The sequence below is a fragment of the Pseudomonas sp. AC193 genome (genome assembly GCF_979258075.1).
In genome coordinates this window covers 5,996,946-6,018,134 of record NZ_OZ409832.1, presented here as the reverse complement: position 1 = coordinate 6,018,134, position 21,189 = coordinate 5,996,946, and the positions used below count along the sequence as shown (strand labels likewise).

Annotated in this window: 18 protein-coding genes and 1 pseudogene; 8 read left to right on the top strand and 11 right to left on the bottom strand. The window is 60.4% G+C overall.

From position 1 onward, the window contains the following. Nucleotides 1-113 precede the first annotated feature (113 nt). The 10 genes and pseudogenes from ACZZ0D_RS27015 to bioB all read right to left on the bottom strand — a co-directional run bounded on the left by ACZZ0D_RS27015 (nt 114) and on the right by bioB (nt 12,937). A complete protein-coding gene (locus ACZZ0D_RS27015) occupies nt 114-1,910 on the bottom strand; it encodes an acyl-CoA dehydrogenase C-terminal domain-containing protein (RefSeq protein WP_463554702.1) in 1,797 nt (598 codons plus the stop codon). Nucleotides 1,911-2,000: 90 nt separating this feature from the next. Beyond that, the gene (locus ACZZ0D_RS27010; protein ID WP_400648761.1) at nt 2,001-3,290 is read right to left on the bottom strand and encodes a GGDEF domain-containing protein; all 1,290 of its coding nucleotides are present in this window, start codon (nt 3,288-3,290) and stop codon (nt 2,001-2,003) included. A gap of 196 nt (nt 3,291-3,486) precedes the next feature. Next, nucleotides 3,487-5,589, bottom strand: coding sequence for a cytochrome-c peroxidase (locus tag ACZZ0D_RS27005; protein ID WP_463554701.1), 2,103 nt, complete (start codon nt 5,587-5,589; stop codon nt 3,487-3,489). A 273-nt stretch (nt 5,590-5,862) separates the two neighbouring features. Next, nucleotides 5,863-7,669, bottom strand: a pseudogene (locus ACZZ0D_RS27000) (phenylacyl-CoA dehydrogenase). Nucleotides 7,670-7,944: 275 nt separating this feature from the next. Then, nucleotides 7,945-8,241: a hypothetical protein gene (locus ACZZ0D_RS26995; protein ID WP_053124459.1), complete on the bottom strand. Its 297-nt coding sequence runs from the start codon at nt 8,239-8,241 to the stop codon at nt 7,945-7,947. A 108-nt stretch (nt 8,242-8,349) separates the two neighbouring features. Beyond that, entirely contained in the window at nt 8,350-9,030 is a 681-nt protein-coding gene (gene bioD, locus ACZZ0D_RS26990; RefSeq protein ID WP_064388198.1) for a dethiobiotin synthase, read from the bottom strand. Beyond that, nucleotides 9,027-9,836, bottom strand: a complete 810-nt coding sequence (bioC, locus tag ACZZ0D_RS26985; RefSeq protein ID WP_463554700.1) for a malonyl-ACP O-methyltransferase BioC — start codon at nt 9,834-9,836, stop codon at nt 9,027-9,029. Before bioC ends, bioD begins: the two co-directional genes overlap by 4 nt. Further along, nucleotides 9,829-10,560: an alpha/beta fold hydrolase gene (locus ACZZ0D_RS26980; RefSeq protein ID WP_463554699.1), complete on the bottom strand. Its 732-nt coding sequence runs from the start codon at nt 10,558-10,560 to the stop codon at nt 9,829-9,831. The genes bioC and ACZZ0D_RS26980 overlap by 8 nt, the downstream gene beginning before the upstream one ends. Beyond that, on the bottom strand, nt 10,553-11,731 hold the full coding sequence (gene bioF, locus ACZZ0D_RS26975) for an 8-amino-7-oxononanoate synthase (RefSeq protein ID WP_463554698.1): 1,179 nt from the start codon (nt 11,729-11,731) through the stop codon (nt 10,553-10,555). The genes ACZZ0D_RS26980 and bioF overlap by 8 nt, the downstream gene beginning before the upstream one ends. A gap of 150 nt (nt 11,732-11,881) precedes the next feature. Further along, complete coding sequence (bioB, locus tag ACZZ0D_RS26970) at nt 11,882-12,937, bottom strand: biotin synthase BioB (RefSeq protein ID WP_008084274.1); 1,056 nt, start codon at nt 12,935-12,937, stop codon at nt 11,882-11,884. Nucleotides 12,938-13,028: 91 nt separating this feature from the next. Between bioB and ACZZ0D_RS26965 the strand changes: the two genes are divergently transcribed. The 4 genes from ACZZ0D_RS26965 (at nt 13,029) to ACZZ0D_RS26950 (ending at nt 17,829) form a co-directional block, all read left to right on the top strand. Beyond that, the gene (locus ACZZ0D_RS26965; protein ID WP_463554697.1) at nt 13,029-13,763 is read left to right on the top strand and encodes a phosphoribosyltransferase family protein; all 735 of its coding nucleotides are present in this window, start codon (nt 13,029-13,031) and stop codon (nt 13,761-13,763) included. 188 nt (nt 13,764-13,951) lie between these two features. After that, nucleotides 13,952-14,716 carry a TOBE domain-containing protein gene (locus ACZZ0D_RS26960; protein WP_159815399.1) on the top strand — a complete coding sequence of 255 codons (765 nt, stop codon included), beginning with the start codon at nt 13,952-13,954 and terminating at the stop codon, nt 14,714-14,716. A 69-nt stretch (nt 14,717-14,785) separates the two neighbouring features. After that, entirely contained in the window at nt 14,786-16,687 is a 1,902-nt protein-coding gene (locus ACZZ0D_RS26955) for a PhoX family protein (RefSeq protein ID WP_463554696.1), read from the top strand. A 167-nt stretch (nt 16,688-16,854) separates the two neighbouring features. Then, nucleotides 16,855-17,829 carry a serine/threonine protein kinase gene (locus ACZZ0D_RS26950; RefSeq protein WP_053124475.1) on the top strand — a complete coding sequence of 325 codons (975 nt, stop codon included), beginning with the start codon at nt 16,855-16,857 and terminating at the stop codon, nt 17,827-17,829. 12 nt (nt 17,830-17,841) lie between these two features. Here the strand turns inward: ACZZ0D_RS26950 and mtgA are convergent, their stop codons facing one another. Then, on the bottom strand, nt 17,842-18,564 hold the full coding sequence (gene mtgA / locus ACZZ0D_RS26945) for a monofunctional biosynthetic peptidoglycan transglycosylase (RefSeq protein WP_008083830.1): 723 nt from the start codon (nt 18,562-18,564) through the stop codon (nt 17,842-17,844). Nucleotides 18,565-18,638: 74 nt separating this feature from the next. Here mtgA and ACZZ0D_RS26940 point away from each other — a divergent pair, with 74 nt between their 5' ends. The 4 genes from ACZZ0D_RS26940 to trmB all read left to right on the top strand — a co-directional run bounded on the left by ACZZ0D_RS26940 (nt 18,639) and on the right by trmB (nt 21,073). Further along, complete coding sequence (locus ACZZ0D_RS26940) at nt 18,639-19,010, top strand: DUF423 domain-containing protein (protein WP_201228806.1); 372 nt, start codon at nt 18,639-18,641, stop codon at nt 19,008-19,010. A gap of 272 nt (nt 19,011-19,282) precedes the next feature. Continuing rightward, on the top strand, nt 19,283-19,483 hold the full coding sequence (gene thiS, locus ACZZ0D_RS26935; RefSeq protein ID WP_122604433.1) for a sulfur carrier protein ThiS: 201 nt from the start codon (nt 19,283-19,285) through the stop codon (nt 19,481-19,483). Nucleotides 19,484-19,543: 60 nt separating this feature from the next. Then, nucleotides 19,544-20,338, top strand: coding sequence for a thiazole synthase (locus ACZZ0D_RS26930; protein ID WP_007913621.1), 795 nt, complete (start codon nt 19,544-19,546; stop codon nt 20,336-20,338). A gap of 9 nt (nt 20,339-20,347) precedes the next feature. Then, a complete protein-coding gene (gene trmB / locus ACZZ0D_RS26925) occupies nt 20,348-21,073 on the top strand; it encodes a tRNA (guanosine(46)-N7)-methyltransferase TrmB (protein WP_463554695.1) in 726 nt (241 codons plus the stop codon). Nucleotides 21,074-21,189: the final 116 nt, after the last annotated feature.

The following is a 21,189-nucleotide window of genomic DNA, read 5'->3' as shown; positions in this document are numbered from 1 at the left end:
ATAGGGTCAACCAGTGACTGATTTGTTATTTTTAGTCACCACAAAAAATCGCAGCCCCGCCAACCCCAAATTCCCTGTAGGAGCTGCCGAAGGCTGCGATCTTTTGCTTTTTCCTACAGAGAAAACAATTCAGCCGGCAACTTCATCAAACAATCACTCCCCGCCTCAATCGCCGCCCGATGCGCCGCCGTACGCGGCAACAGTCGCTTGAAGTAAAACTCGCACGTCGCCAATTTCCCGCGCAGATAATCCGCCTCACCCTCGCCCGCCTCCAATTGCGCCTGCGCCACCAGCGCCATGCGCAACCACAGATACCCGAGAATGATGTAACCGCTGTACATCAAATAATCCACCGACGCCGCGCCCACTTCATCCGGGTTCTTCATCGCCGCCATGCCGACCTTCATGGTCAGATCGCCCCACTGCTGATTGAGCTCGTTGAGTTGCGCAACGAAGCTGCCCAACTGCGGATGGTCAACATTGGCCGCGCAGAACTTGTGGACGATCTTGGTAAACCCACGCAGCAACTTGCCCTGACTGCCGAGCACCTTGCGTCCGAGCAGATCGAGCGCCTGAATGCCGTTGGTGCCCTCATAGATCGGCGCAATCCGGCAATCGCGCACCAGTTGCTCCATGCCCCACTCGCGAATAAAACCGTGGCCGCCAAATATCTGCATGCCGAGGTTGGTCACTTCCAGCCCGCTGTCGGTCATGAATGCTTTGCAGATCGGCGTGAGGAACGCCAGCAGGTCTTCAGCCTCCTGACGCGCCTCGGCATCGCTGTTCAGGTGCGCGGTATCGAGCAGTTGCGCAGTGAAATAGGTCAGCGCGCGGTTGCCTTCGTTGAAGGCTTTCATGGTCAGCAACATGCGCCGCACGTCCGGGTGGACGATGATCGGATCGGCCGCTTTGTCCGGTGCTTTGGCGCCGGTCAACGAGCGCATCTGCAAGCGGTCGTTGGCGTATTTGATCGCGCCCTGGAAGCTCGCCTCGCCCAGACACAGACCCTGCATGCCGGTGCCGAGCCGTGCGTGGTTCATCATGGTGAACATGCAGTTGAGGCCCTTGTTCGGCTCGCCGATCAAGAAGCCCTTGGCGCCGTCGAAGTTGAGCACGCAAGTGGCCGAGGCCTTGATGCCCATTTTGTGTTCGATCGAACCGCAGGACACGCCGTTGCGCTCACCCGCCTCACCCGCGGTATCGGCGAGGAATTTCGGCACGATAAACAACGAAATGCCCTTGGTTCCGGCCGGTGCGTCCGGAAGTTTGGCCAACACCAGATGGATGATGTTGTCGCTCATGTCGTGCTCGCCGGCGGAGATGAAAATCTTGCTGCCGGTGACTGCGTAACTGCCGTCAGCCTGAGGCACGGCGCGGGTTTTGATGATGCCCAGGTCAGTGCCGCAATGCGCTTCGGTCAAGCACATGGTGCCCGTCCATTGGCCGGCGGTGAGTTTGCTCAGGTAGGTTTCTTTTTGCTCGGCGGTGCCGTGAGCATGGATTGCCGACATTGCGCCGTGGGTCAGGCCCGGGTACATGCCCCACGAAGTGTTGCTGGAGCCGACCATCTCGCTGATCACCAGCCCCAGCGAACTCGGCAGGCCTTGACCGCCATACACCGGATCCGCCGCCAGACCGTGCCAGCCGCCGTCGACGTATTGTGCGAAAGCTTCCTTGAAGCCTGTAGGCGTTGTCACCACGCCATTGTCGAAATGGCAGCCCTCTTCGTCACCGCTGCGATTGAGCGGTGCCAGAACGTTCTCACAGAACTTCGCGCCCTCTTCGAGGATCGCGTTGATCATGTCCGGGCTCGCGTCATCCGCGCCGAGGGCGGCGTAGTTGGCGTGGAAGTCGAAGACGTGATCGATCAGAAAGCGCATGTCGCGCAGCGGGGCTTTGTACTCAAGCATGGTGGCTTCTCCGTCAGCAGATTTCTTCAACCTACTGCCGACCACCACGCCCGACAATCATTGTGCAGACGCTGAATGCGCCGTCATCACTCAACCCGCAGCGGTGTCCATGCGCACCGCGCCACGGCGGTTCTGGCCGAATGCGACGACGCAGTTTCGCCCTGCACCTTTGGCGCTGTAGAGCGCTTCGTCGGCGGATTTCAGGACTTGCTCCGGCGTGCGTTGCTCCAGACGTTCGGCGACGCCGATGCTCACCGTCACCGACACACTCGACGCGCCGGAACCGGCACGACGCTGACGACCTTGCTGATCATCCTGCGGACGGTTTTCCTGATTGCGCAGCTGAATGTTGTAGGACGCAATCGATTCGCGGATCACTTCCAGGTGCGGCATACACTCTTCAAGGGTTTTGCCTGCGAACACCAAGGCGAATTCCTCACCGCCATAGCGATACGCCCTACCGCCACCGCTGATTTTCGACAGCTTGCTGGCGACCAGACGCAACACTTGGTCGCCGACATCGTGGCCGTGGGTGTCGTTGAATTTCTTGAAGTGGTCGACGTCGCTCATCGCCAGCACATAGTTGCGCCCGAGGCGCTGCATGCGTTCGTTGAGCGCGCGGCGTCCCGGCAAACCAGTCAGCTCGTCGCGGAAGGCCATTTGATAAGCCTCGTGCGCAACGGCAGCGGCGATCATCAACATCACCTGGCTGCACATGATGTTCAGGGTGAACGGCAGGATGAAAGTTTTCGGCAGCATCCAGAACACGCCGAGCAGGCCGACCAGCTGCGCCGCGTGCAGCGGGCGCGGGTTGCGCCAGTATTGCCAGGCCAGCAGCAGGAACGCCGAGATGAACACTGGATAGGAGAGCTGGATCAGGCTCATCCATGCGCCATGCAGTGCCGGCCAGCGAATCTCGGAAAGCCAGATCAAAAGCGCCTGGGGATAACTTTGCTCAAGCCCCAATGCGACGCTGCCGAAGGCGAGTAAAACGGCGAAGCGCGCGACCATGTCCTGAAACAGGTGCGTGCGCTCCTGCCACGCCGCGAACAGACCGAACAACAACGGCAGCAGCAAGCAGACCAGATGAAACACCACGGCAGCGTCGTCGCGCACCTTGCCGTTGTCGCGGTAATAGTCGGTCTGGGTGTCGAGCAGAAAGTAGGCGATGTACACCGTGAGCATCAGAAACAGTTCGCGCTGGCGGCGGTAAACCGCGCAATAAGCCCCGCCCAGCAACAGCACCAACGTCGGCAACACGTTGAACAGCGAAGTGAAGAATACGTTGAGGTCTTTGACGTACGCAGCCGCCAACCCCGCAAGTAACAACAGCAGTGAGGGTAGGAAATGACTGAAACGTACAGCGGAAGAACGCGGCAAGGGTAAAGCTCCGACCGTCTGGCAAAGTAATGGCATTGTGCCTGCAATGCATGCAGTTAAGCACACACAATGTGATCCAGATCACATGCAGTCTCTTTAACGGCAGAAGGGCTGGGATTCTGAGCGATTTACTCAGTTTTTTACCTTGATCGACGTGCTGGCCATCATTACTGATGGCCAGCCCAGAAAATCGCCCTCAAAGATCGTTGTAGAACGGCAGCAACGGGCCCTCCGCCGGGCTGCGCCCTTCGGCACCGTAAGGCTTGAGATTGAGCGATGCATCCGCTGCCTGGCGAGTCGTGACCTTCGGGCTGGCCGGGCGTTGAGTCACCGCATTTTCATCACCGACATGGCCCTGCGGAATGACCAGTGACGGATGATCGAACGGCGCCCGCTCCCAGGCCACGCGCGGATCGGTCAGGCCGACTTCCATGAATTTCACCAGCGCATCGATCTCATCCGGGGTCAGGTTGAGATTGGTCATGTCCGGATCGAGGTTCGAGGTGTTGTGCTGATTGGCCGACCGGTGCTCGAAACCGCTGGTGTTGTTGGCGTCCTCACCACGGCGGTCGCCACCACGGTTGTAGAACTCCATCACTTGCTTGAGCGTCGAGCGGCTGCCGTTGTGAAAGTACGGCCCGGTCAGCGCGATGTTGCGCAGGGTCGGGGTTTTGAAGGCGCCGTCGACCGAATCGCGGAAGTTGACGTTAGGTTTGAGGGTGGCGTCGCAGGGGATCGCGGCGCTTAGCGGTGCTTCAAAGGTGCAGACATCGACGTCCAGCGGATCGGCAATGCTGCCGCCCTGCAGCAACTTGTTGTACTGACGGCTGAACGACCATGGATTGCCCCACGCATCTGACCCGCCAAGCGCCAAGTCTTCGGAGGTCGGGCGCACGCCGGTGTTGTAGAAGCCGTTGTCGTAGAGCGTAGTGAGATTGTCGGCCATGACCATGCGCTCGATGCGTTCACGCGGGTGCATCAGCAAACGGCTGGCAGCGTTGGTCAGCTCCGGGCCCCCGTGGCAGTTCACACATTTGCCCTTGTTGAGGAACAGGTTCATGCCTTCGACTTGCTGCGCGTTCATTGCGGTTGAATCGCCCTGCAGGTAGGCATCGATCGGCGCTTGATCGGAGATCAGCGTGGATTCGTACAGCTGAATCGCCAGGCCGAAGAACAGCGGGAAATTAGCCTCCATCTGCGTGTACGGCGCACCGCCCACCAGCACGTTTTGCGTGGCGTTCCACAGGCGTGGCTGGAAGGCGTTCTTGATCAGTTCGCGGTAGGTCGGACGCCGCGCGCCGGAAACTGAAGCGAGTACTGAATCGTTGGAGGAAATTCGTTGCTGCTTGAGCATTAGCTGATCAAGCATGCGCCGCCCAATGTCGGCGAAGGTGCGACCGCCGCAGGACATCTCCACCCCGCTACCGGGCGGGCCCACCGCTTGTGAGGCGGCGGAGGCGTCGTTGAGCGCGAGTCGGACTTTGCTTGCTACGGTGCTGCGCTCGGCGGTCACGTAAATCCCGGCATCGGGATCGCGATTGCCGAACGGTGAAAAACCGTTGAACACGTTATTCGCCCGACCGTCCCAGAAGTTGCGCACGTTGAACGCCGCGTTGATCACCGACGGCGCGTTACGCCCGGTGCTGCGGCGCACATTGATGCCGCCAACTTGAAAGATGCCATCGGGCTGCTGAGTGCATTTGTCGAAACGTGGCTGATTGGGTTTGACGAAGTTGGCGTCGAATACACCTTGGGAGCCGACCACATCGTCAGTCGAATAAACGATCGGCGAGTTGCGATCCAGTGGATTGCTTAGCACGTGAGTCGGAAAGTCGGTTTTCTTCAGCGTGTAGTTCGGCCCGCCCTTGCCGCCGGACAAGGTCGCGTAGGACGCTACGTCACCGGGGATGTCGGAGGCCACAAAGGGCTTGTTGAAAATCGAGGCGACGTTGGCATTGGTATGCGCCTGGCCGGGGTTGACCTGGTTGGTGATGCGGTGATCGACGCCGGCGTGGTAGTGGCAGGACGCGCACGCGGTGGCGCCATCGCTGCCGACCTCCATGTCCCAGAACAGCGCTTTACCGAGCAGAATCGCGGCGGAGCGGTTGAGCACGTAGTCGGTCATCAAGTCGACCTTGCGCCCGCCTTCTGTCCCCGACGGATCGGGCGGCAGCATGCCGCGCAGCGATTGCAGGCTCGGCACTTCCGGTACCGGAGGATCCACTTCGGCGGGCGTTGCGGCCATTGCGCCGGAAGCTGCGAGTGCGAGGGGTAGCCAGACAAGTCGACTGATGTTCATGTGCTTCACCCTGACGGTTGTTGTCATGAAGTCGCCGGGCGAGAGGTGTCGTGGAACAGCAGAGGATTTCTCGTGAGCGCCGGTCAATCAGCGCAGTGCAATTAATTGGCCATCCTTCCGTGAAACATTTTGAATCAATAAACGCTGGGGCTAAGCGCTGTCAGCGCACCGTTTCTGCTGGGGAAACTTCCCCAGAGTTGGGGACAAATCCAGCGCAAAAAAAAACCGCTGCACCCGAAGGTACAGCGGTTTTTCAAGAGACCGCGTTAAGGCTTAGTAGCCCAGCGCGAAGTCTTCTTCTTTCATGTCCATCAGGTTGTTGGCGCCCGACAGCATGGTGGCCACGTGGGTACGGGTACGCGGCAGGATGCGCTGGAAGTAGAAGCGCGCGGTTTGCAGCTTGGCGGTGTAGAACGCTGCGTCGCCAGTGCCTTCTGCCAGCTTCGCAGCTGCCAGACGGGCCATGTCGGCCCAGAAGTAAGCCAGGCAGGCATAACCGGAGTACATCAGGTAGTCCACGGAGGCCGCGCCGACTTCTTCGCGATCTTTCATGGCAGCCATACCGACCTTCATGGTCAGCTCGCCCCATTCCTTGTTGATTGCCGCCAGCGGTGCAACGAATTCTGCAACGGCTTCGTTGCCTTCGTTGGTCTGGCAGAACTTGTGGACGATCTTGGTGAAGCCTTTCAAAGCCTCGCCTTGGGTCATCAGCACTTTACGGCCGAGCAGGTCGAGTGCCTGGATACCGGTGGTGCCTTCGTACAGCATCGAAATGCGGCTGTCGCGAACGTTCTGCTCCATGCCCCACTCGGCGATGAAGCCGTGGCCGCCGTAGATCTGAACGCCGTGGTTAGCGGATTCGAAACCGACTTCGGTCATGAACGCTTTGGCGATCGGAGTCATGAAGGCCAGCAGTGCGTCGGCTTTCTTTTTCTCTTCTTCATCGACGCCGTATTTGACGATGTCGACCTGTTTGGCGGTGAAGTACACCATCGCACGGTTGCCTTCGGCGAACGCCTTCATGGTCAACAGCATGCGGCGTACGTCTGGGTGAACGATGATCGGATCGGCAGCTTTTTCCGGCGCTTTCGGGCCAGTCAGCGAGCGCATTTGCAGACGATCGCGAGCGTATTTCAGGCCGCCCTGGAAACCGATTTCGGCGTGGGCCAGACCTTGCAACGCGGTACCCAGACGTGCGGTGTTCATAAAGGTGAACATGCAGTTCAGGCCTTTGTTCGCCGGGCCGATCAGGAAACCGGTAGCGCCGTCGAAGTTCATCACGCAAGTGGCGTTGCCGTGGATGCCCATCTTGTGTTCCAGCGAACCGCAGGTCACTGCGTTGCGCTCACCGACGGTGCCATCGGCATTCGGCATGAACTTGGGAACGATGAACAGCGAGATGCCTTTGGTGCCAGCCGGTGCATCCGGCAGGCGGGCCAGCACGATGTGGACGATGTTGTCGGCCATGTCGTGTTCACCGGCCGAGATGAAGATCTTGGTGCCGGAAACCTTGTAGGAACCGTCGGCCTGAGGTTCGGCCTTGGTGCGCAGCATGCCCAGGTCGGTGCCGCAGTGCGGTTCGGTCAGGCACATGGTGCCGGTTCCATTCGCCGGAGACCAGTTTGGTCAGATAGGCTTCTTGCTGCTCTGGCGTGCCGTGCTCGGAGATGGTGTTCATCGCGCCGTGCGACAGGCCTGGGTACATGCCCCACGACCAGTTGGCTTCGCCAACCATTTCGCTCACGGCCAGACCCAGCGACTCCGGCAGGCCTTGGCCGCCGTGCTCAACGTCGTGAGCGAGGCTTGGCCAGCCGCCTTCAACGAATTGCTTGTAAGCCTCTTTGAAGCCAGTCGGGGTTTTCACGCCGGACTCGCTCCAGGTGCAACCTTCGAGGTCGCCCACGCGGTTCAGCGGTGCCAGTACCTGCTCACAAAACTTGGCGCCTTCTTCGAGAATGGCGTCAACCATGTCCGGAGTCGCGTCTGCGCAAGCCGGAAGGCTCTGATAGTGCGCTTCGTAGCCGAGCAGCTCGTCACGAACGAAGCGAATATCACGCAAGGGGGCCTTGTAGTCAGGCATAGCGATAAACCTCTGCTGATGTAACCGGGAATGAACGACCGTGTTGATTTGTTGTGACGGTCAAACAGTTGTTTGAAACATACGTTTACGCCGAAATCTTGTCAAGCGTCGATCTTTTGCCGTTCGTCATCGCACCTTTCAAACGCCGGACACAGCAAACCGCCATGGACTCCAACGAGCCACGGCCGCTGAAAAAAGATTAGTTGAGGGAGAAGGACTTACAACGAAAAACGCCGCGACAAGGCGCGGCGTTCAGCAGACAGATGAAGAAGCAATCAGGCAAACGTATCGATGATAGTACCGAGCACTTCGTCGGATGCCTTGACGACCTTCGCGCCCAGATCCACTTGGAATTTGCCCTGCGCCATCTGCACCATGTCGCTGCCCGGATCCATTTGCTGGCTGCGGTCGACGCCACGCAGACGATCAACCTGAGCTTCCGAGGACTGGCTGGTGACCGAACGTTCGATGGTGGTGTTGGCGATCTGGCTGGCAGCCTGATCCACACGGTTCTGCCCGCTCTGAATCGAGCTCAGCCCCGCATAAAAAGCTGTGTTACCGGAGATTTCCATAACGGTTCTCATCCCTGGGAAGGATCAATAGCCGTCATTGAAGCAGACGCGCCAGAAAAACACCCGTCAAAAACACTAATGGCACAGTGCCTGCTCATAGTGAAAAACTTAGTCGAGCAAATCCAGTTGCAGATGATCGGCCACCGCCTCTGCGCTCAACGCCTTGAGTTTCGGCACCCGCCCCAAGCAGGGCGCCGGGATCCGTTCAGCCAGTGTCGCCAGATTCTCCTCCAGCCGCGACGTCTTCGGATCGATGATGTTCGCCACCCACCCCGCCAGTTGCAGGCCATCCCGGGCAATCGCCTCAGCCGTCAGCAGCGCATGACTGATGCAACCCAAGCGCACGCCGACCACCAGAATCACCGGCAGCTTCAGCGCAATCGCCAGATCCGACAAATTATCCTGATCCGCCAACGGCACCCGCCAGCCGCCCGCGCCTTCAATCAGGGTGAAATCGGCATTCATCGCCAGAATCTCGCGCATCGGCGCCAGCAACGATTGCACGGTCAACGCCACACCCGCTTCACGCGCCGCCAGATGCGGCGCGATGGCCGGCTCGAACGCCACCGGATTGACCTGTTGATAAGTCAGCGGCACGGAACACTCGGCCAACAGCGCCAACGCGTCCGAGTTGCGCAAACCCTTGGGCGTCACTTCGCAGCCAGAAGCCACTGGTTTGCCCGCCGCCGTGCTCAGCCCGGCCGACCGCGCCGCGTGCAGCAACCCGGCGGCCACCGTGGTCTTGCCGACATCGGTATCGGTTCCGGTGATGAAATAGGCTGCGCTCATACGGGTTTCTCCAACACGGCGTAGACCACCTGATAAGTCGCCGGCAATCCCGACGCCTCACGGAACTGCTCATAAGCGTCGACCAGCCCAAGAATCCGCGCGCGCCCGGTCAAACCGCCCGGTCGCCCCGGATTCAGATTGTGCGCACCCAACGCTTTCAATTCATGGGTCAGGCTGCGCACATCCGGGTAATGCAGCACATGCGCCTGATTCTGCAGACTCAGCGTGCGCAAGCCACTCGCTGCACACAATTGCTCATAACGGGAAAACTCGCGGAAGCGGTTGACGTGCACCATCCCGTCGACCTGCCGCCAACTGTCGCGCAACTCAAACAACGTCCCTACACAAAGACTAGCAAACGCAAAAATTCCGCCCGGTTTCAGCACGCGAAAGGCTTCGCTGAGCACCGCCTCGAAATCCGCACACCACTGCACCGCGAGGCTGGAGAAGATCAGATCACAGGTCGAATCCTGCAACGGCAACCGCTCCGCATCACCGGCGATGAAATGCTCAGCCCCGCCCAATGGCCGCGCGTGATCGAGCATGCCCTCGGCGATGTCCAGCGCCAGCCCGTGGCCCTCGGCAAACCGCGAAGCCAGCGCGCGGGTGAAATAACCGGTGCCGCAACCGAGATCCAGCCAGCGCGCCGGGACAAAATCCGTTGGCAAACACTGAATCAACTGTGTACCTACATCACGTTGCAACTCGGCGACACTGTCGTAACTGGCCGCTGCACGAGAAAAAGAGGCTGCGACCTGACGCTTGTCAGGCAAGCCGCCAAGCAGCACAAGAGACAAATCAGTCATCACCGCACTCATGTAAAAAAGCCTGGATCGCGCCCGCCAGTCCGTGGGGGTCTTCCAGAAGAAACGCATGACTGGCCTGTTCGATCAGACCAATTTCAATATCCGGCAACAAAGTGAACAATTCTCCCGCTGCTTCCGCCGGCACCAGCGCGTCCTGCCCGCCAAACAGATGCAACTGCGGCCCACGAAACGCCTGCAGCGCATCGCGGGTGTCGATCTGTGCGAGCAATTCCAGCCCGGCCATCAATGCTGACGGCGCGGTATTCGGCGCGCCGCCGAGCAACAATCGCGACAAGCCGCGCGGGTCTTGCGCGCCCTGAGCACACAGCAGCGAAAACCGTTTAAGAGTGGTGCGCGGGTCGGCTTGGCAACCGGCGAGAAACGCGTCGAAGGTCTCGCCCGCCATCGCACTCGGCCACTGCTCATGGGCAACAAAAGAAGGATTGCTCGCCAGCGTCAGCAACCCGCAGCAATGCTCACCACGCCGCGCAGCCAATTCGGATGCGAGCATGCCACCCAGCGACCAGCCGCCGAGCCACACATCTTGAGGAATGCTTTCATCGAGTTCGTCGAGCCAGTCTTGCAGGTCACTGGAATCCAGTTCCGGCAGCGGCTCGATGTCGACTTTCAGATGTTGATCGAGGCCTTGCAACGCCGCGGCCAGAGGCTCCATCGGCGACACACCGAGGCCCCAGCCGGGCAGCAGAATCAGGCGATCACGCATGGCTTGGCTCCGACGAGAGTTGGGCAAAGCAATCGGCCAGTCCTTCTAACAATAGCTGCACCTGCGCCTCGCTGTGCGCGGCGGTCAGGGTCACGCGCAAACGCGCACTGCCGGCAGGCACGGTGGGCGGACGGATCGCAGTAACCATCAGCCCACGCTCGCGCAACATCTGCGACAAACGCACCGCACGCCCGGCGTCGCCAATCATGATCGGCTGAATCGGCGTGAAGCTGTCCATCAGTTCCAGGCCAATCTGCTCTGCGCCACGGCGGAACTGACGGATCAGCGTCTGCAGATGCTCGCGGCGCCAATGTTCAGTGCGCAGCAACTCCAGACTTTTCAGCGTTGCGCACGCCAGCGCCGGTGGCTGGCTGGTGGTGTAGATGTACGGGCGGGCGAACTGGATCAGGCTTTCGATCAGTTCCTCGCTGCCGGCGACGAAAGCGCCAGCCGTGCCGAAGGCTTTGCCGAGGGTGCCGACCAACACCGGCACATCCTCCTGACTTAAACGGAAGTGTTCGACGATGCCGCCGCCATTCGCGCCGAGCGGGCCGAAACCGTGCGCGTCATCGACCATCAGCCACGCGCCCTTGGCCTTGGTTTCGCGGGCGAGAGCCGGCAAATCGGCTAGATCGCCGTCCATGCTGAACACACCGTCGGTGACCACCAGCGTATTGCCGGTGGCTTTCTCCAGGCGCTTGGCCAGGCTTTCGGCGTCGTTGTGCAGGTAGCGATTGAAACGCGCGCCGGACAGCAGACCCGCGTCCAGCAATGAAGCATGATTGAGGCGGTCTTCCAGCACCGTATCGCCCTGCCCGACCAGCGCGGTGACCGCGCCGAGATTGGCCATATAACCGGTGGTGAACAACAGCGCACGCGGGCGACCGGTGAGGTCAGCCAGTGCTTCTTCGAGCGCGTGATGCGGGCCGCTGTGGCCGATCACCAAATGCGAGGCACCGCCACCGACGCCCCAGCGTTCAGCGCCAGCGCGCCAGGCTTCGATGACTTGCGGGTGGTTGGCCAAGCCAAGGTAATCGTTGTTGCAGAAGGCCAGCAACGGTTGGCCATCGACCACCACTTCAGGCCCCTGCGGGGATTCAAGCAGCGGGCGCTGGCGATAGAGATTTTCGGCACGACGGGCAGCAAGGCGTGCGGCGAGATCGAAAGACATGCAGGCCTCGACTTTCAAGTGACACAGATCCCTTGTGGGAGCGAGCCTGCTCGCGAATAGGCCTTCACATCCGACATCAATGTCGACTGAGGCACCGCTTTCGCGAGCAGGCTCGCTCCCACAAGGGGTTTTGCATTCCTTCAAGAGGTTTTAGACGGCAGCGTTGTAGAACTGCTCGCTGCTCTTCTGCTCAACCAGCGCCTGCTCGATCGCCGCCTGGTGAACCTCGTCCGCATGCTCTTCACGCGCTTCCGGCTGGATACCCAGACGCGCAAACAATTGCATGTCCTTGTCCGCCTGCGGGTTGGCGGTGGTCAGCAGTTTGTCGCCGTAGAAAATCGAGTTGGCACCGGCAAAGAACGCGAGGGCCTGCATCTGCTCATTCATCGCTTCGCGGCCGGCGGACAGGCGCACATGGGATTGCGGCATGAGGATGCGCGCCACCGCGAGCATGCGGATGAAGTCGAACGGGTCGATGTCTTCGGCGTTTTCCAGCGGCGTGCCGGCGACTTTCACCAGCATGTTGATCGGCACCGATTCCGGATGCTCTGGCAGGTTGGCCAACTGGATCAGCAGATTGGCGCGGTCATCCAGCGACTCGCCCATACCAAGAATCCCGCCCGAGCAGATCTTCATCCCCGACTCACGCACGTAGGCCAGCGTTTGCAGGCGCTCGCTGTAAGTGCGGGTGGTGATGATGCTGCCGTAGAACTCAGGCGACGTGTCGAGGTTGTGGTTGTAGTAATCGAGGCCGGCCTTGGCCAGCGCTTCGGTCTGATCCTGATCGAGACGGCCGAGGGTCATGCAGGTTTCCAGGCCCATGGCTTTCACGCCTTCAACCATTTTCAGCACGTACGGCATGTCTTTCGCCGACGGATGTTTCCACGCCGCGCCCATGCAGAACCGCGTCGAGCCAATGGCTTTGGCGCGCGCCGCCTCTTCGAGGACTTTCTGCACTTCCATCAGCTTTTCTTTTTCAAGACCGGTGTTGTAGTGACCGGACTGCGGGCAGTACTTGCAGTCTTCCGGGCAGGCGCCAGTCTTGATCGACAACAGGGTCGAGACCTGCACGCGGTTGGCGTTGAAATGCGCGCGGTGCACCGTTTGCGCCTGGAACAGCAAGTCGTTGAAGGGCTGTACGAAGAGAGCTCTGACTTCGGCCAGAGACCAGTCGTGACGCAGGGTGGCGGTGGTGCTCGCGCTCATGGGTAATTCCTTGGTTATGCTTGGCTCGCGACTGGGGAAACGGAATACCCACAGGCGCTACACGGATGTTCGGCATATTTAAGGAAGAGTCATGCGCTGTCAACCACGATACAAAGGCTCGGTTTACATCTGTTTAAAAAACGTACAGACGTGTTTGTTGTGCGATGAGGCCGCAGAAGCAGAAATGCCAATTTGCGTCGCTTGCGAAACTGAACTGCCGTGGCTCGGAGACCACTGCGTCACCTGTGCATTGCCGCTGGCCGCGGCGGGCCTGACCTGCGGCGAGTGCCTGCTAGAGCCGCCGGCGTTCGAACAGGTTGTTGTGCCGTGGCTGTATGGCTTCCCGGTCGACAGTTTGATTACGCGGTTTAAACACAACGCGAAATGGCCGTTTGGCCACCTGCTCGCCGACGTTCTCGGGCAATATCTGCAACATCGCTTCGAAGAGGATCTGCCGAGGCCGGATGTGTTGTTGCCGGTGCCGCTGGCGAAACAACGCTTGCGTCAACGAGGCTTCAATCAGGCGGCGATGCTGGCGCGATGGTTGAGCGCGTCGCTGGATTTGCCCTGTGAGGAACGGATGCTGCACAGGGTGCAAAACACCAGCGCCCAGCAGGATCTCGACGCCAAAGCGCGCAAACGTAATTTGCGTGAAGCGTTCAGTCTGGATCCTGACGCCAATGTCCAAGGCCGACATCTGGCGTTGGTCGATGATGTGCTGACCACCGGCGCCACGGCCCAAGCGTTAGCCCGATTATTAATCAATGCCGGCGCTGCAAGAGTTGACGTCTACTGCCTCGCCCGCACGCCAAAACCCGGAACCTGAGGCCAACACAAATCCCATGTGGGAGCGGGCTTGCTCGCGAAGAGGCCGTCACATCCAACATCAATGTCGACTGCCACACCGCCTTCGCGAGCAAGCCCGCTCCCACAGGGGACTTGCGCCAGACTTGACTCCGCCGCTGCAAGCAGCCAACTTCACTCCCCACCGCCACGGCTAAAAAGCACCCCTTCATGTCCATGCCTTCCCTGCTCTCCCAGCACATCGTCCGTCGTCCGCAGCGTATCGCCCTGCTGCAACACATCGCCGAACAAGGCTCGATCACCCGCGCCGCAAAAAGCGCCGGTCTGAGCTACAAAGCCGCGTGGGACGCCATTGATGAGCTGAACAATCTGGCGCAGAAACCGTTGGTCGAACGTGCCGTTGGTGGCAAGGGCGGCGGTGGCGCCAAGCTGTCCAGCGAAGGCGAACGCGTGCTGCGTCTGTATCAAAAGCTGCAAGCCTTGCAGGCGCAGGTGCTGGAAGCGGCGGAAGACGCCAGCGATCTCGATCTGCTCGGCCGATTGATGCTGCGGACCAGCGCGCGCAATCAGTTGCACGGCAAAGTCATCGCCATCGAAGCGCAGGGCCGCAATGACTTGATCCGTCTGGAGCTGGCCGAAGGCTTGTGCCTCGACGCACAGATCACCCACGACAGCACCGTGCACCTTGAACTGCAAAACGGCACCGAAGTGGTCGCCCTGATCAAGGCTGGCTGGCTGGAATTGCTCACTGCTGAACAATCTGCAACGCCGGGACACAATCTCCTCACCGGCACCATCGAAGCGATCCTTGACGCCGAAGACGGCCCGAGTGAAGTGCGAATCTCCCTGCCCAACGGCCACACACTCTGCGCACTGGCTGAGCCGATGGATCTGCGCACTCGTGGGCTGACCGTCGAACAACCGGTGCAGGTGCAGTTCTCGCCGTCGAATGTGTTGATCGGTACGCCGCTCTAAATCGAGCCTGCAACAAAAACGTCATGGACCCTGATTAAGGTGGCTGCCAAACCAAGCAGGGAGCCTGACGTGAGCCTATTAGAAGAAAACCAATCCACTGACCTGGAAAAAATGGTCGGCCTCAGCCGTCGCGGCTTCATCAGCGCCGGCGCATTGTGTGGCGCGGCGATGTTTCTCGGCGGCAACCTGCTGAGCCGCAGCGTGCTGGCCGCCAGCGTCAGCGCTGGCAATAGCAGCCTGCTCGGTTTCGACAGCATTCCCGCCGCGACCAGCGACGTCATCAGCCTGCCCAAAGGCTACAAGTCTTCGGTGCTGATCAGTTGGGGCCAGCCGCTGAGCAAGAATGGCCCGGCCTTTGACCCGAGTGGCAACGGCAGCGCTGCCGCACAGGAAGTGCAGTTCGGCGACAACAACGACGGCATGAGCCTGTTCGCCTTCCCCGATGACAAAAACCGCGCGCTGATGGCGATCAACAACGAATACACCAACTATCGCTACCTCTACCCGCACGGCGGCATGCCGCAGTCGGCCGAAGAAGTGCGCAAGGCGCTGGCCTGTGAAGGCGTGTCGGTGATTGAAGTGCAGCGCAAAAACGGTCACTGGCAGTTCGTTCAGGGCTCGCGCTACAACCGCCGAGTTCACGGCAACTCGCCGTTGCACGTCGGCGGCCCCGCCGCTGGCCACGAGTTGCTGAAAACCAGCGCCGACCCGAGCGGCAAAAAAGTCCTCGGCACCTTCCAGAATTGCGCCAATGGCAAAACGCCGTGGGGCACTTACCTGACCTGCGAAGAGAACTTCACCGACTGCTTCGGCAGCAGCAACGCCGAGCAGACATTCGACGCCGCGCAAAAACGCTACGGCGTGGTCGCCACCAGCAAAGAGATCAACTGGCACCCGCACGATCCGCGCTTCGACATGGCGAAGAATCCCAACGAGCTCAACCGTCACGGCTGGGTGGTCGAGATCGATCCGTTCGATCCGCAATCGACACCGGTCAAACGTACGGCGCTGGGCCGCTTCAAACATGAAAACGCCGCACTGGCCGAGACCGATGACGGTCGCGCCGTGGTGTACATGGGCGACGACGAGCGGGGCGAATTCATCTACAAATTCGTCAGCCGTGACCGCATCAATCACCGCAATGCCAAGGCCAACCGCGACATCCTCGATCACGGCACCTTGTACGTGGCCAAGTTCGACAACGGCGACAGCAACCCCGACCACCCGAAAGGCCAGGGCCAGTGGATCGAGCTGACCCACGGCAAAAACGGCATCGACGCCAGCAGTGGTTTTGCCGATCAGGCCGAAGTGCTGATCCACGCGCGCCTCGCCGCCAGCGTGGTCGGTGCCACGCGCATGGATCGCCCGGAGTGGATCGTCGTCAGCCCCAAGGACGGCCAGGTTTATTGCACCCTGACCAACAACGCCAAACGTGGCGAAAACGGGCAACCGGTGGGCGGGCCGAACCCGCGTGAGAAGAATGTCTACGGGCAGATTCTGCGCTGGCGCACCGACCGTGATGATCACGGCTCGAACACCTTCGCCTGGGATCTGTTTGTGGTCGCCGGCAATCCGGGTGTGCACGCCGGGACGCCGAAGGGCGGTTCGTCGAACATCACCCCACAGAACATGTTCAACAGCCCCGATGGTTTGGGTTTTGACGACGCCGGGCGCTTGTGGATTCTGACTGACGGCGATTCGAGCAACGCCGGGGATTTTGCCGGGATGGGCAATAACCAGATGTTGTGCGCCGATCCTGTGACCGGCGAGATTCGCCGGTTTATGGTCGGGCCGATTGGTTGTGAGGTGACGGGGATCAGCTTCTCGCCGGATCAGAAGACGCTGTTTGTCGGGATTCAGCATCCGGGGGAGAACGGTGGGTCGACGTTCCCTGAGCATTTGCCGAATGGCAAACCGCGGTCGTCGGTGATGGCGATTACCCGCGAAGACGGCGGGATCGTCGGCGCCTGAGCCAATGCCTTCGCGGGCAAGCCTTGCTCCTACGGGTCTTGCGCCTGATCTGTAGGAGCAAGGCTTGCCCGCGATAGCGTCAGCCCAGACACCAACCCCCTAAGGGCCTGCCATCTGCGCTACCATGCTGGGCCGGACGCGGCAGCCTGCTGCGCGCAGGAGTCAGCATGGCCCACCCGTTTGAAACCCTCACACCCGATCTCGTGCTCGATGCCGTTGAAAGCATCGGCTTTCTCAGTGATGCGCGCATTCTGGCGCTCAACAGCTACGAGAACCGCGTCTATCAGGTCGGCATCGAAGACTCCGAACCGCTGATCGCCAAGTTCTACCGCCCGCAACGCTGGACCAACGAAGCCATCCTCGAAGAACACAAATTCACCTTCGAACTGGCCGACGTCGACATCCCGGTGGTTGCGCCCATGATCCACAACGGCGAAACCCTGCACGAACACGCCGGTTTCCGCTTCACCCTGTTTCCGCGTCGTGGCGGGCGGGCGCCGGAGCCGGGCAATCTTGATCAGCTGTATCGCCTCGGCCAGTTGCTCGGGCGGATTCACGCGGTCGGCGCGACCAAGCCGTTCGAACACCGTGAAGCGCTGGGCGTACAGAACTTCGGCCACGCCTCGCTGAACACTTTGCTCGAAGGCAATTTCATTCCGAAAAGTTTGCTGCCGGCTTATGAGTCGGTGGCCCGCGATCTGCTCAAGCGTGTCGAGGATGTCTACGCCGCGACGCCGCACCAGAACATCCGCATGCACGGCGACTGTCACCCCGGCAACATGATGTGCCGCGACGAGATGTTCCACATCGTCGACCTCGACGACTGCCGCATGGGCCCGGCGGTGCAGGACATCTGGATGATGCTCGCCGGCGACCGTCAGGAATGCCTCGGGCAGTTATCGGAATTGATGGATGGCTACAACGAGTTTCACGATTTCGACCCGCGCGAACTGGCGCTGATCGAACCGCTGCGCGCCTTGCGTCTGATGCACTACAGCGCGTGGCTGGCACGACGCTGGGATGACCCGGCGTTCCCGCACAGTTTCCCGTGGTTCGGCACCGAGCGTTATTGGGGCGATCAGGTGTTGGCGTTGCGCGAACAACTGTCGGCTCTCAATGAAGAGCCGCTGAAGTTGTTCTGACACAGGAAAGGATCAGCGCGCCCACGGTGCCCGGCGCGAATCGTTGAGACCCAGCAGATAGCTGTCGCCACCCAACTGGCTCATCTGCTGGCGAATCCAGCCGGCGCGGCGCGACACGTAAGCGGTCGGATGGCTGGCGCTCCACACGCGCGGATTCGGCAACACCGCCGCCAGATAACTCGCCTGCTGACGCGACAACGACTTGGCGCTCACACCGAAATGATGACGGGCAGCAGCTTCGGCGCCGAACACACCGTCATCCCACTCGACGCTGTTCAGGTACACCTCAAGAATCCGCTGCTTGGGCCAGAACACCTCGATCAACGCGGTGAACCAGGCTTCGAGGCCTTTGCGCAGATAACTGCGCCCTGCCCACAGAAACAGGTTTTTCGACACTTGCTGGCTCAAGGTGCTGGCGCCGCGAATCGAGCCGCCGAGTTCGTTGTGCGCCAGTGCGGCCTGAATTGCGCTGAAATCAAAACCCCAGTGCTCGGGGAATTTCTGATCTTCACCCGCCATGACCGCGACTTTGAGGTCATCGGAAATCTCGTCCCACGGCTTCCACGTGCGTTGCAGATCAATCGGCTCGCCGTCGACCCACGACTCGACCTTGCGCTCGACCATCAGCGCCGTGCCCGGCGGCGGTACGAAACGAAAGATCAGCACCAGCACAATGCTGCCGCCCGCGAACCAGAGCAGGGCCTTCGTAAGACGACGGAAAATTGTACGCAGCATAGAGATGGCTTGGCCGAACCCGTGGAGCGGGCCATTATACAGACCCTGCCGATCGAGTCTGACTGGAGTTCTTCATGTTGCGTGGCTTTCTGCTGCTGGCCGCTTTCTTTGGTTTTACCGGTGTCGCGCTGGGCGCATTCGCCGCCCACGGCCTGAAAAACCGCCTGACGCCGGAATATCTGGCGATTTTCCACACCGGCGTCACCTACCAATTGGTGCACACCCTGGCGTTGTTCGGCGTTGCGCTGCTGGCCACGCAGATTCAGGGCCGACTGGTCGCCTGGGCCGGCGTGTCCTTCACTGTCGGCATTCTGCTGTTCTCCGGCAGCCTGTACGTGCTGACCACCACCGGCATCAGCAAGCTCGGCATCATCACCCCGTTCGGCGGCCTCGCCTTCCTGATTGGCTGGCTGTGCCTGGGCCTCGCCGCGTGGCGCCTGACCTGAGCCACCCTCCGACCTGAACTGATCGCAAACCGCTCTCTTTATCTGATCGCAAACCGCTCTCTGTATCTGATCGCAAACCGCTCCCTGTAGGAGCTGCCGAAGGCTGCGATCTTTTGATCTTGAAAAACAACATCAAAAGATCGCAGCCTGCGGCAGCTCCTACACGGGCCTGGGCATTTCAGCGGGGCAGCGGGTTTCAAGACGAATGGCTTGGGTCACCCTGTCTGATCGGGCTAGAATGCCAGCCCCTAAAAATGATGGCGGCATTGCGCATGCGCATTCAGTTGAACGGCGAATCCCTTGAACTGCCCGACGGTGAAACCGTTGCGGCCCTGATCACCCGTCTGGAACTGACCGGACGCCGGGTGGCAGTTGAACTCAATCTGGATATCGTCCCGCGCAGCCAGCATGCCGACACCACGCTCAACGACGGCGACAACGTTGAAGTCGTGCACGCCATCGGCGGCGGCTAAGCGGGCGGCCCGCAAGGGCACAGAATTCTGCAAGACCCTCACTCCTAAAGAGGATTCCCCATGAGCATCGTTCGTAGCGACAAGCCTTTTGTGCTGGCCGGTCGTACTTACCAGTCGCGTTTGCTGGTTGGTACCGGCAAGTACCGTGACATGGAAGAAACCCGTCAGGCCATCGAAGCCTCGGGTGCCGAGATCGTCACCTTCGCCGTGCGCCGCACCAACCTCGGTCAGATCGAAGGCGAGCCGAACCTGCTCGACGTGCTGTCGCCGGAGCGCTACACCTTCCTGCCGAACACCGCCGGTTGCTACGACGCCATCGAAGCCGTGCGCACCTGCCGCCTGGCGCGTGAGCTGCTCGACGGTCACAACCTGGTGAAGCTGGAAGTCCTGGCCGACCAGAAGACTCTGTTCCCTAACGTCATCGAAACCCTCAAGGCCGCGGAAACGCTGGTCAAGGAAGGTTTTGACGTGATGGTGTACACCAGCGATGACCCGATCATCGCCCGTCAACTGGCAGAAATCGGCTGCATCGCAGTGATGCCGCTGGCCGGTCTGATCGGTTCCGGTCTGGGGATCTGCAACCCGTACAACCTGCAGATCATCCTCGAAGAAGCCAAGATTCCCGTGTTGGTCGATGCCGGTGTCGGCACTGCGTCCGACGCAACCATCGCCATGGAACTGGGTTGTGATGCGGTGCTGATGAACTCGGCCATCGCCCACGCTCAGCAGCCGGTGATGATGGCTGAAGCCATGAAACACGCCATCGTTGCAGGCCGTCTGGCCTACCTCGCTGGCCGTATGCCGAAAAAACTCTATGCCAGCGCCTCTTCGCCGCTGGATGGTCTGATCAAGTAAGAGCCATTGATGACTGAATCGAACGACACGCCTATCCAGACGGAAGAAGGCGACGAGCGCCAACACCGCCGCATCAAGAGCTTCGTGATGCGCGCCGGGCGCATGACCGAAGGCCAGCAAAAAGGTCTGGATCAAGGCACTCCGCTGTTCGTGCTGCCGCTGGCCGACGCGCCGGTGGATTACGATCAAGTGTTCGGCCGTTCGGCACCGCGCTCGCTGGAGATCGGTTTCGGCATGGGCCACTCGCTGCTGGAAATGGCTGCAGCGGCACCGGATCAGGATTTCATTGGCGTTGAGGTTCACCGTCCGGGTGTCGGCGCGCTGCTCAATGGCGTGCTGACCCAAGGCCTGACCAATCTGCGGGTCTACGATTGCGACGCGATCGAAGTGCTCAACCGCTGCATCGCCGACAACAGCCTCGATCGCCTGATGCTGTTCTTCCCGGATCCGTGGCACAAGAGCCGCCACCACAAGCGTCGTATCGTTCAGGCCTCGTTCGCTGAACTGGTGCGCAGCAAGTTGAAGGTCGGCGGCATTCTGCACATGGCCACCGACTGGGAACCGTATGCCGAATACATGCTGGAAGTGATGAACGTCGCGCCGGGTTACCGCAACCTCGCCGAAGACGGCAAGTGTGTACCGCGCCCTGCCGAACGCCCGATCACCAAGTTCGAACGCCGCGGCGAACGTCTTGGCCACGGCGTGTGGCACCTGAAGTTCGAAAAACTGTCCTGAGTCCTACGCGATACCCCTGTAGGAGCTGCGGCACGCTGCGATCTCTTGATCTTCAAATCAAGATCAAAAGATCGCAGCGTGCCGCAGCTCCTACAGTTGTTTCTGGAGTTTGCTCA

Coding starts and splice junctions, on each gene's coding strand:
- ACZZ0D_RS27015 (WP_463554702.1), bottom strand. CDS start 1,910: ATGCTTGAGTACAAAGCCCCGCTGCGCGACATGCGCTTTCTGATCGAT.
- ACZZ0D_RS27005 (WP_463554701.1), bottom strand. CDS start 5,589: ATGAACATCAGTCGACTTGTCTGGCTACCCCTCGCACTCGCAGCTTCC.
- ACZZ0D_RS26995 (WP_053124459.1), bottom strand. CDS start 8,241: ATGGAAATCTCCGGTAACACAGCTTTTTATGCGGGGCTGAGCTCGATT.
- bioD (WP_064388198.1), bottom strand. CDS start 9,030: ATGAGCGCAGCCTATTTCATCACCGGAACCGATACCGATGTCGGCAAG.
- bioC (WP_463554700.1), bottom strand. CDS start 9,836: ATGACTGATTTGTCTCTTGTGCTGCTTGGCGGCTTGCCTGACAAGCGT.
- ACZZ0D_RS26980 (WP_463554699.1), bottom strand. CDS start 10,560: ATGCGTGATCGCCTGATTCTGCTGCCCGGCTGGGGCCTCGGTGTGTCG.
- bioF (WP_463554698.1), bottom strand. CDS start 11,731: ATGTCTTTCGATCTCGCCGCACGCCTTGCTGCCCGTCGTGCCGAAAAT.
- bioB (WP_008084274.1), bottom strand. CDS start 12,937: ATGAGCGCGAGCACCACCGCCACCCTGCGTCACGACTGGTCTCTGGCC.
- ACZZ0D_RS26965 (WP_463554697.1), top strand. CDS start 13,029: ATGCGCTGTCAACCACGATACAAAGGCTCGGTTTACATCTGTTTAAAA.
- ACZZ0D_RS26960 (WP_159815399.1), top strand. CDS start 13,952: ATGTCCATGCCTTCCCTGCTCTCCCAGCACATCGTCCGTCGTCCGCAG.
- ACZZ0D_RS26950 (WP_053124475.1), top strand. CDS start 16,855: ATGGCCCACCCGTTTGAAACCCTCACACCCGATCTCGTGCTCGATGCC.
- mtgA (WP_008083830.1), bottom strand. CDS start 18,564: ATGCTGCGTACAATTTTCCGTCGTCTTACGAAGGCCCTGCTCTGGTTC.
- ACZZ0D_RS26940 (WP_201228806.1), top strand. CDS start 18,639: ATGTTGCGTGGCTTTCTGCTGCTGGCCGCTTTCTTTGGTTTTACCGGT.
- thiS (WP_122604433.1), top strand. CDS start 19,283: ATGCGCATTCAGTTGAACGGCGAATCCCTTGAACTGCCCGACGGTGAA.
- ACZZ0D_RS26930 (WP_007913621.1), top strand. CDS start 19,544: ATGAGCATCGTTCGTAGCGACAAGCCTTTTGTGCTGGCCGGTCGTACT.
- trmB (WP_463554695.1), top strand. CDS start 20,348: ATGACTGAATCGAACGACACGCCTATCCAGACGGAAGAAGGCGACGAG.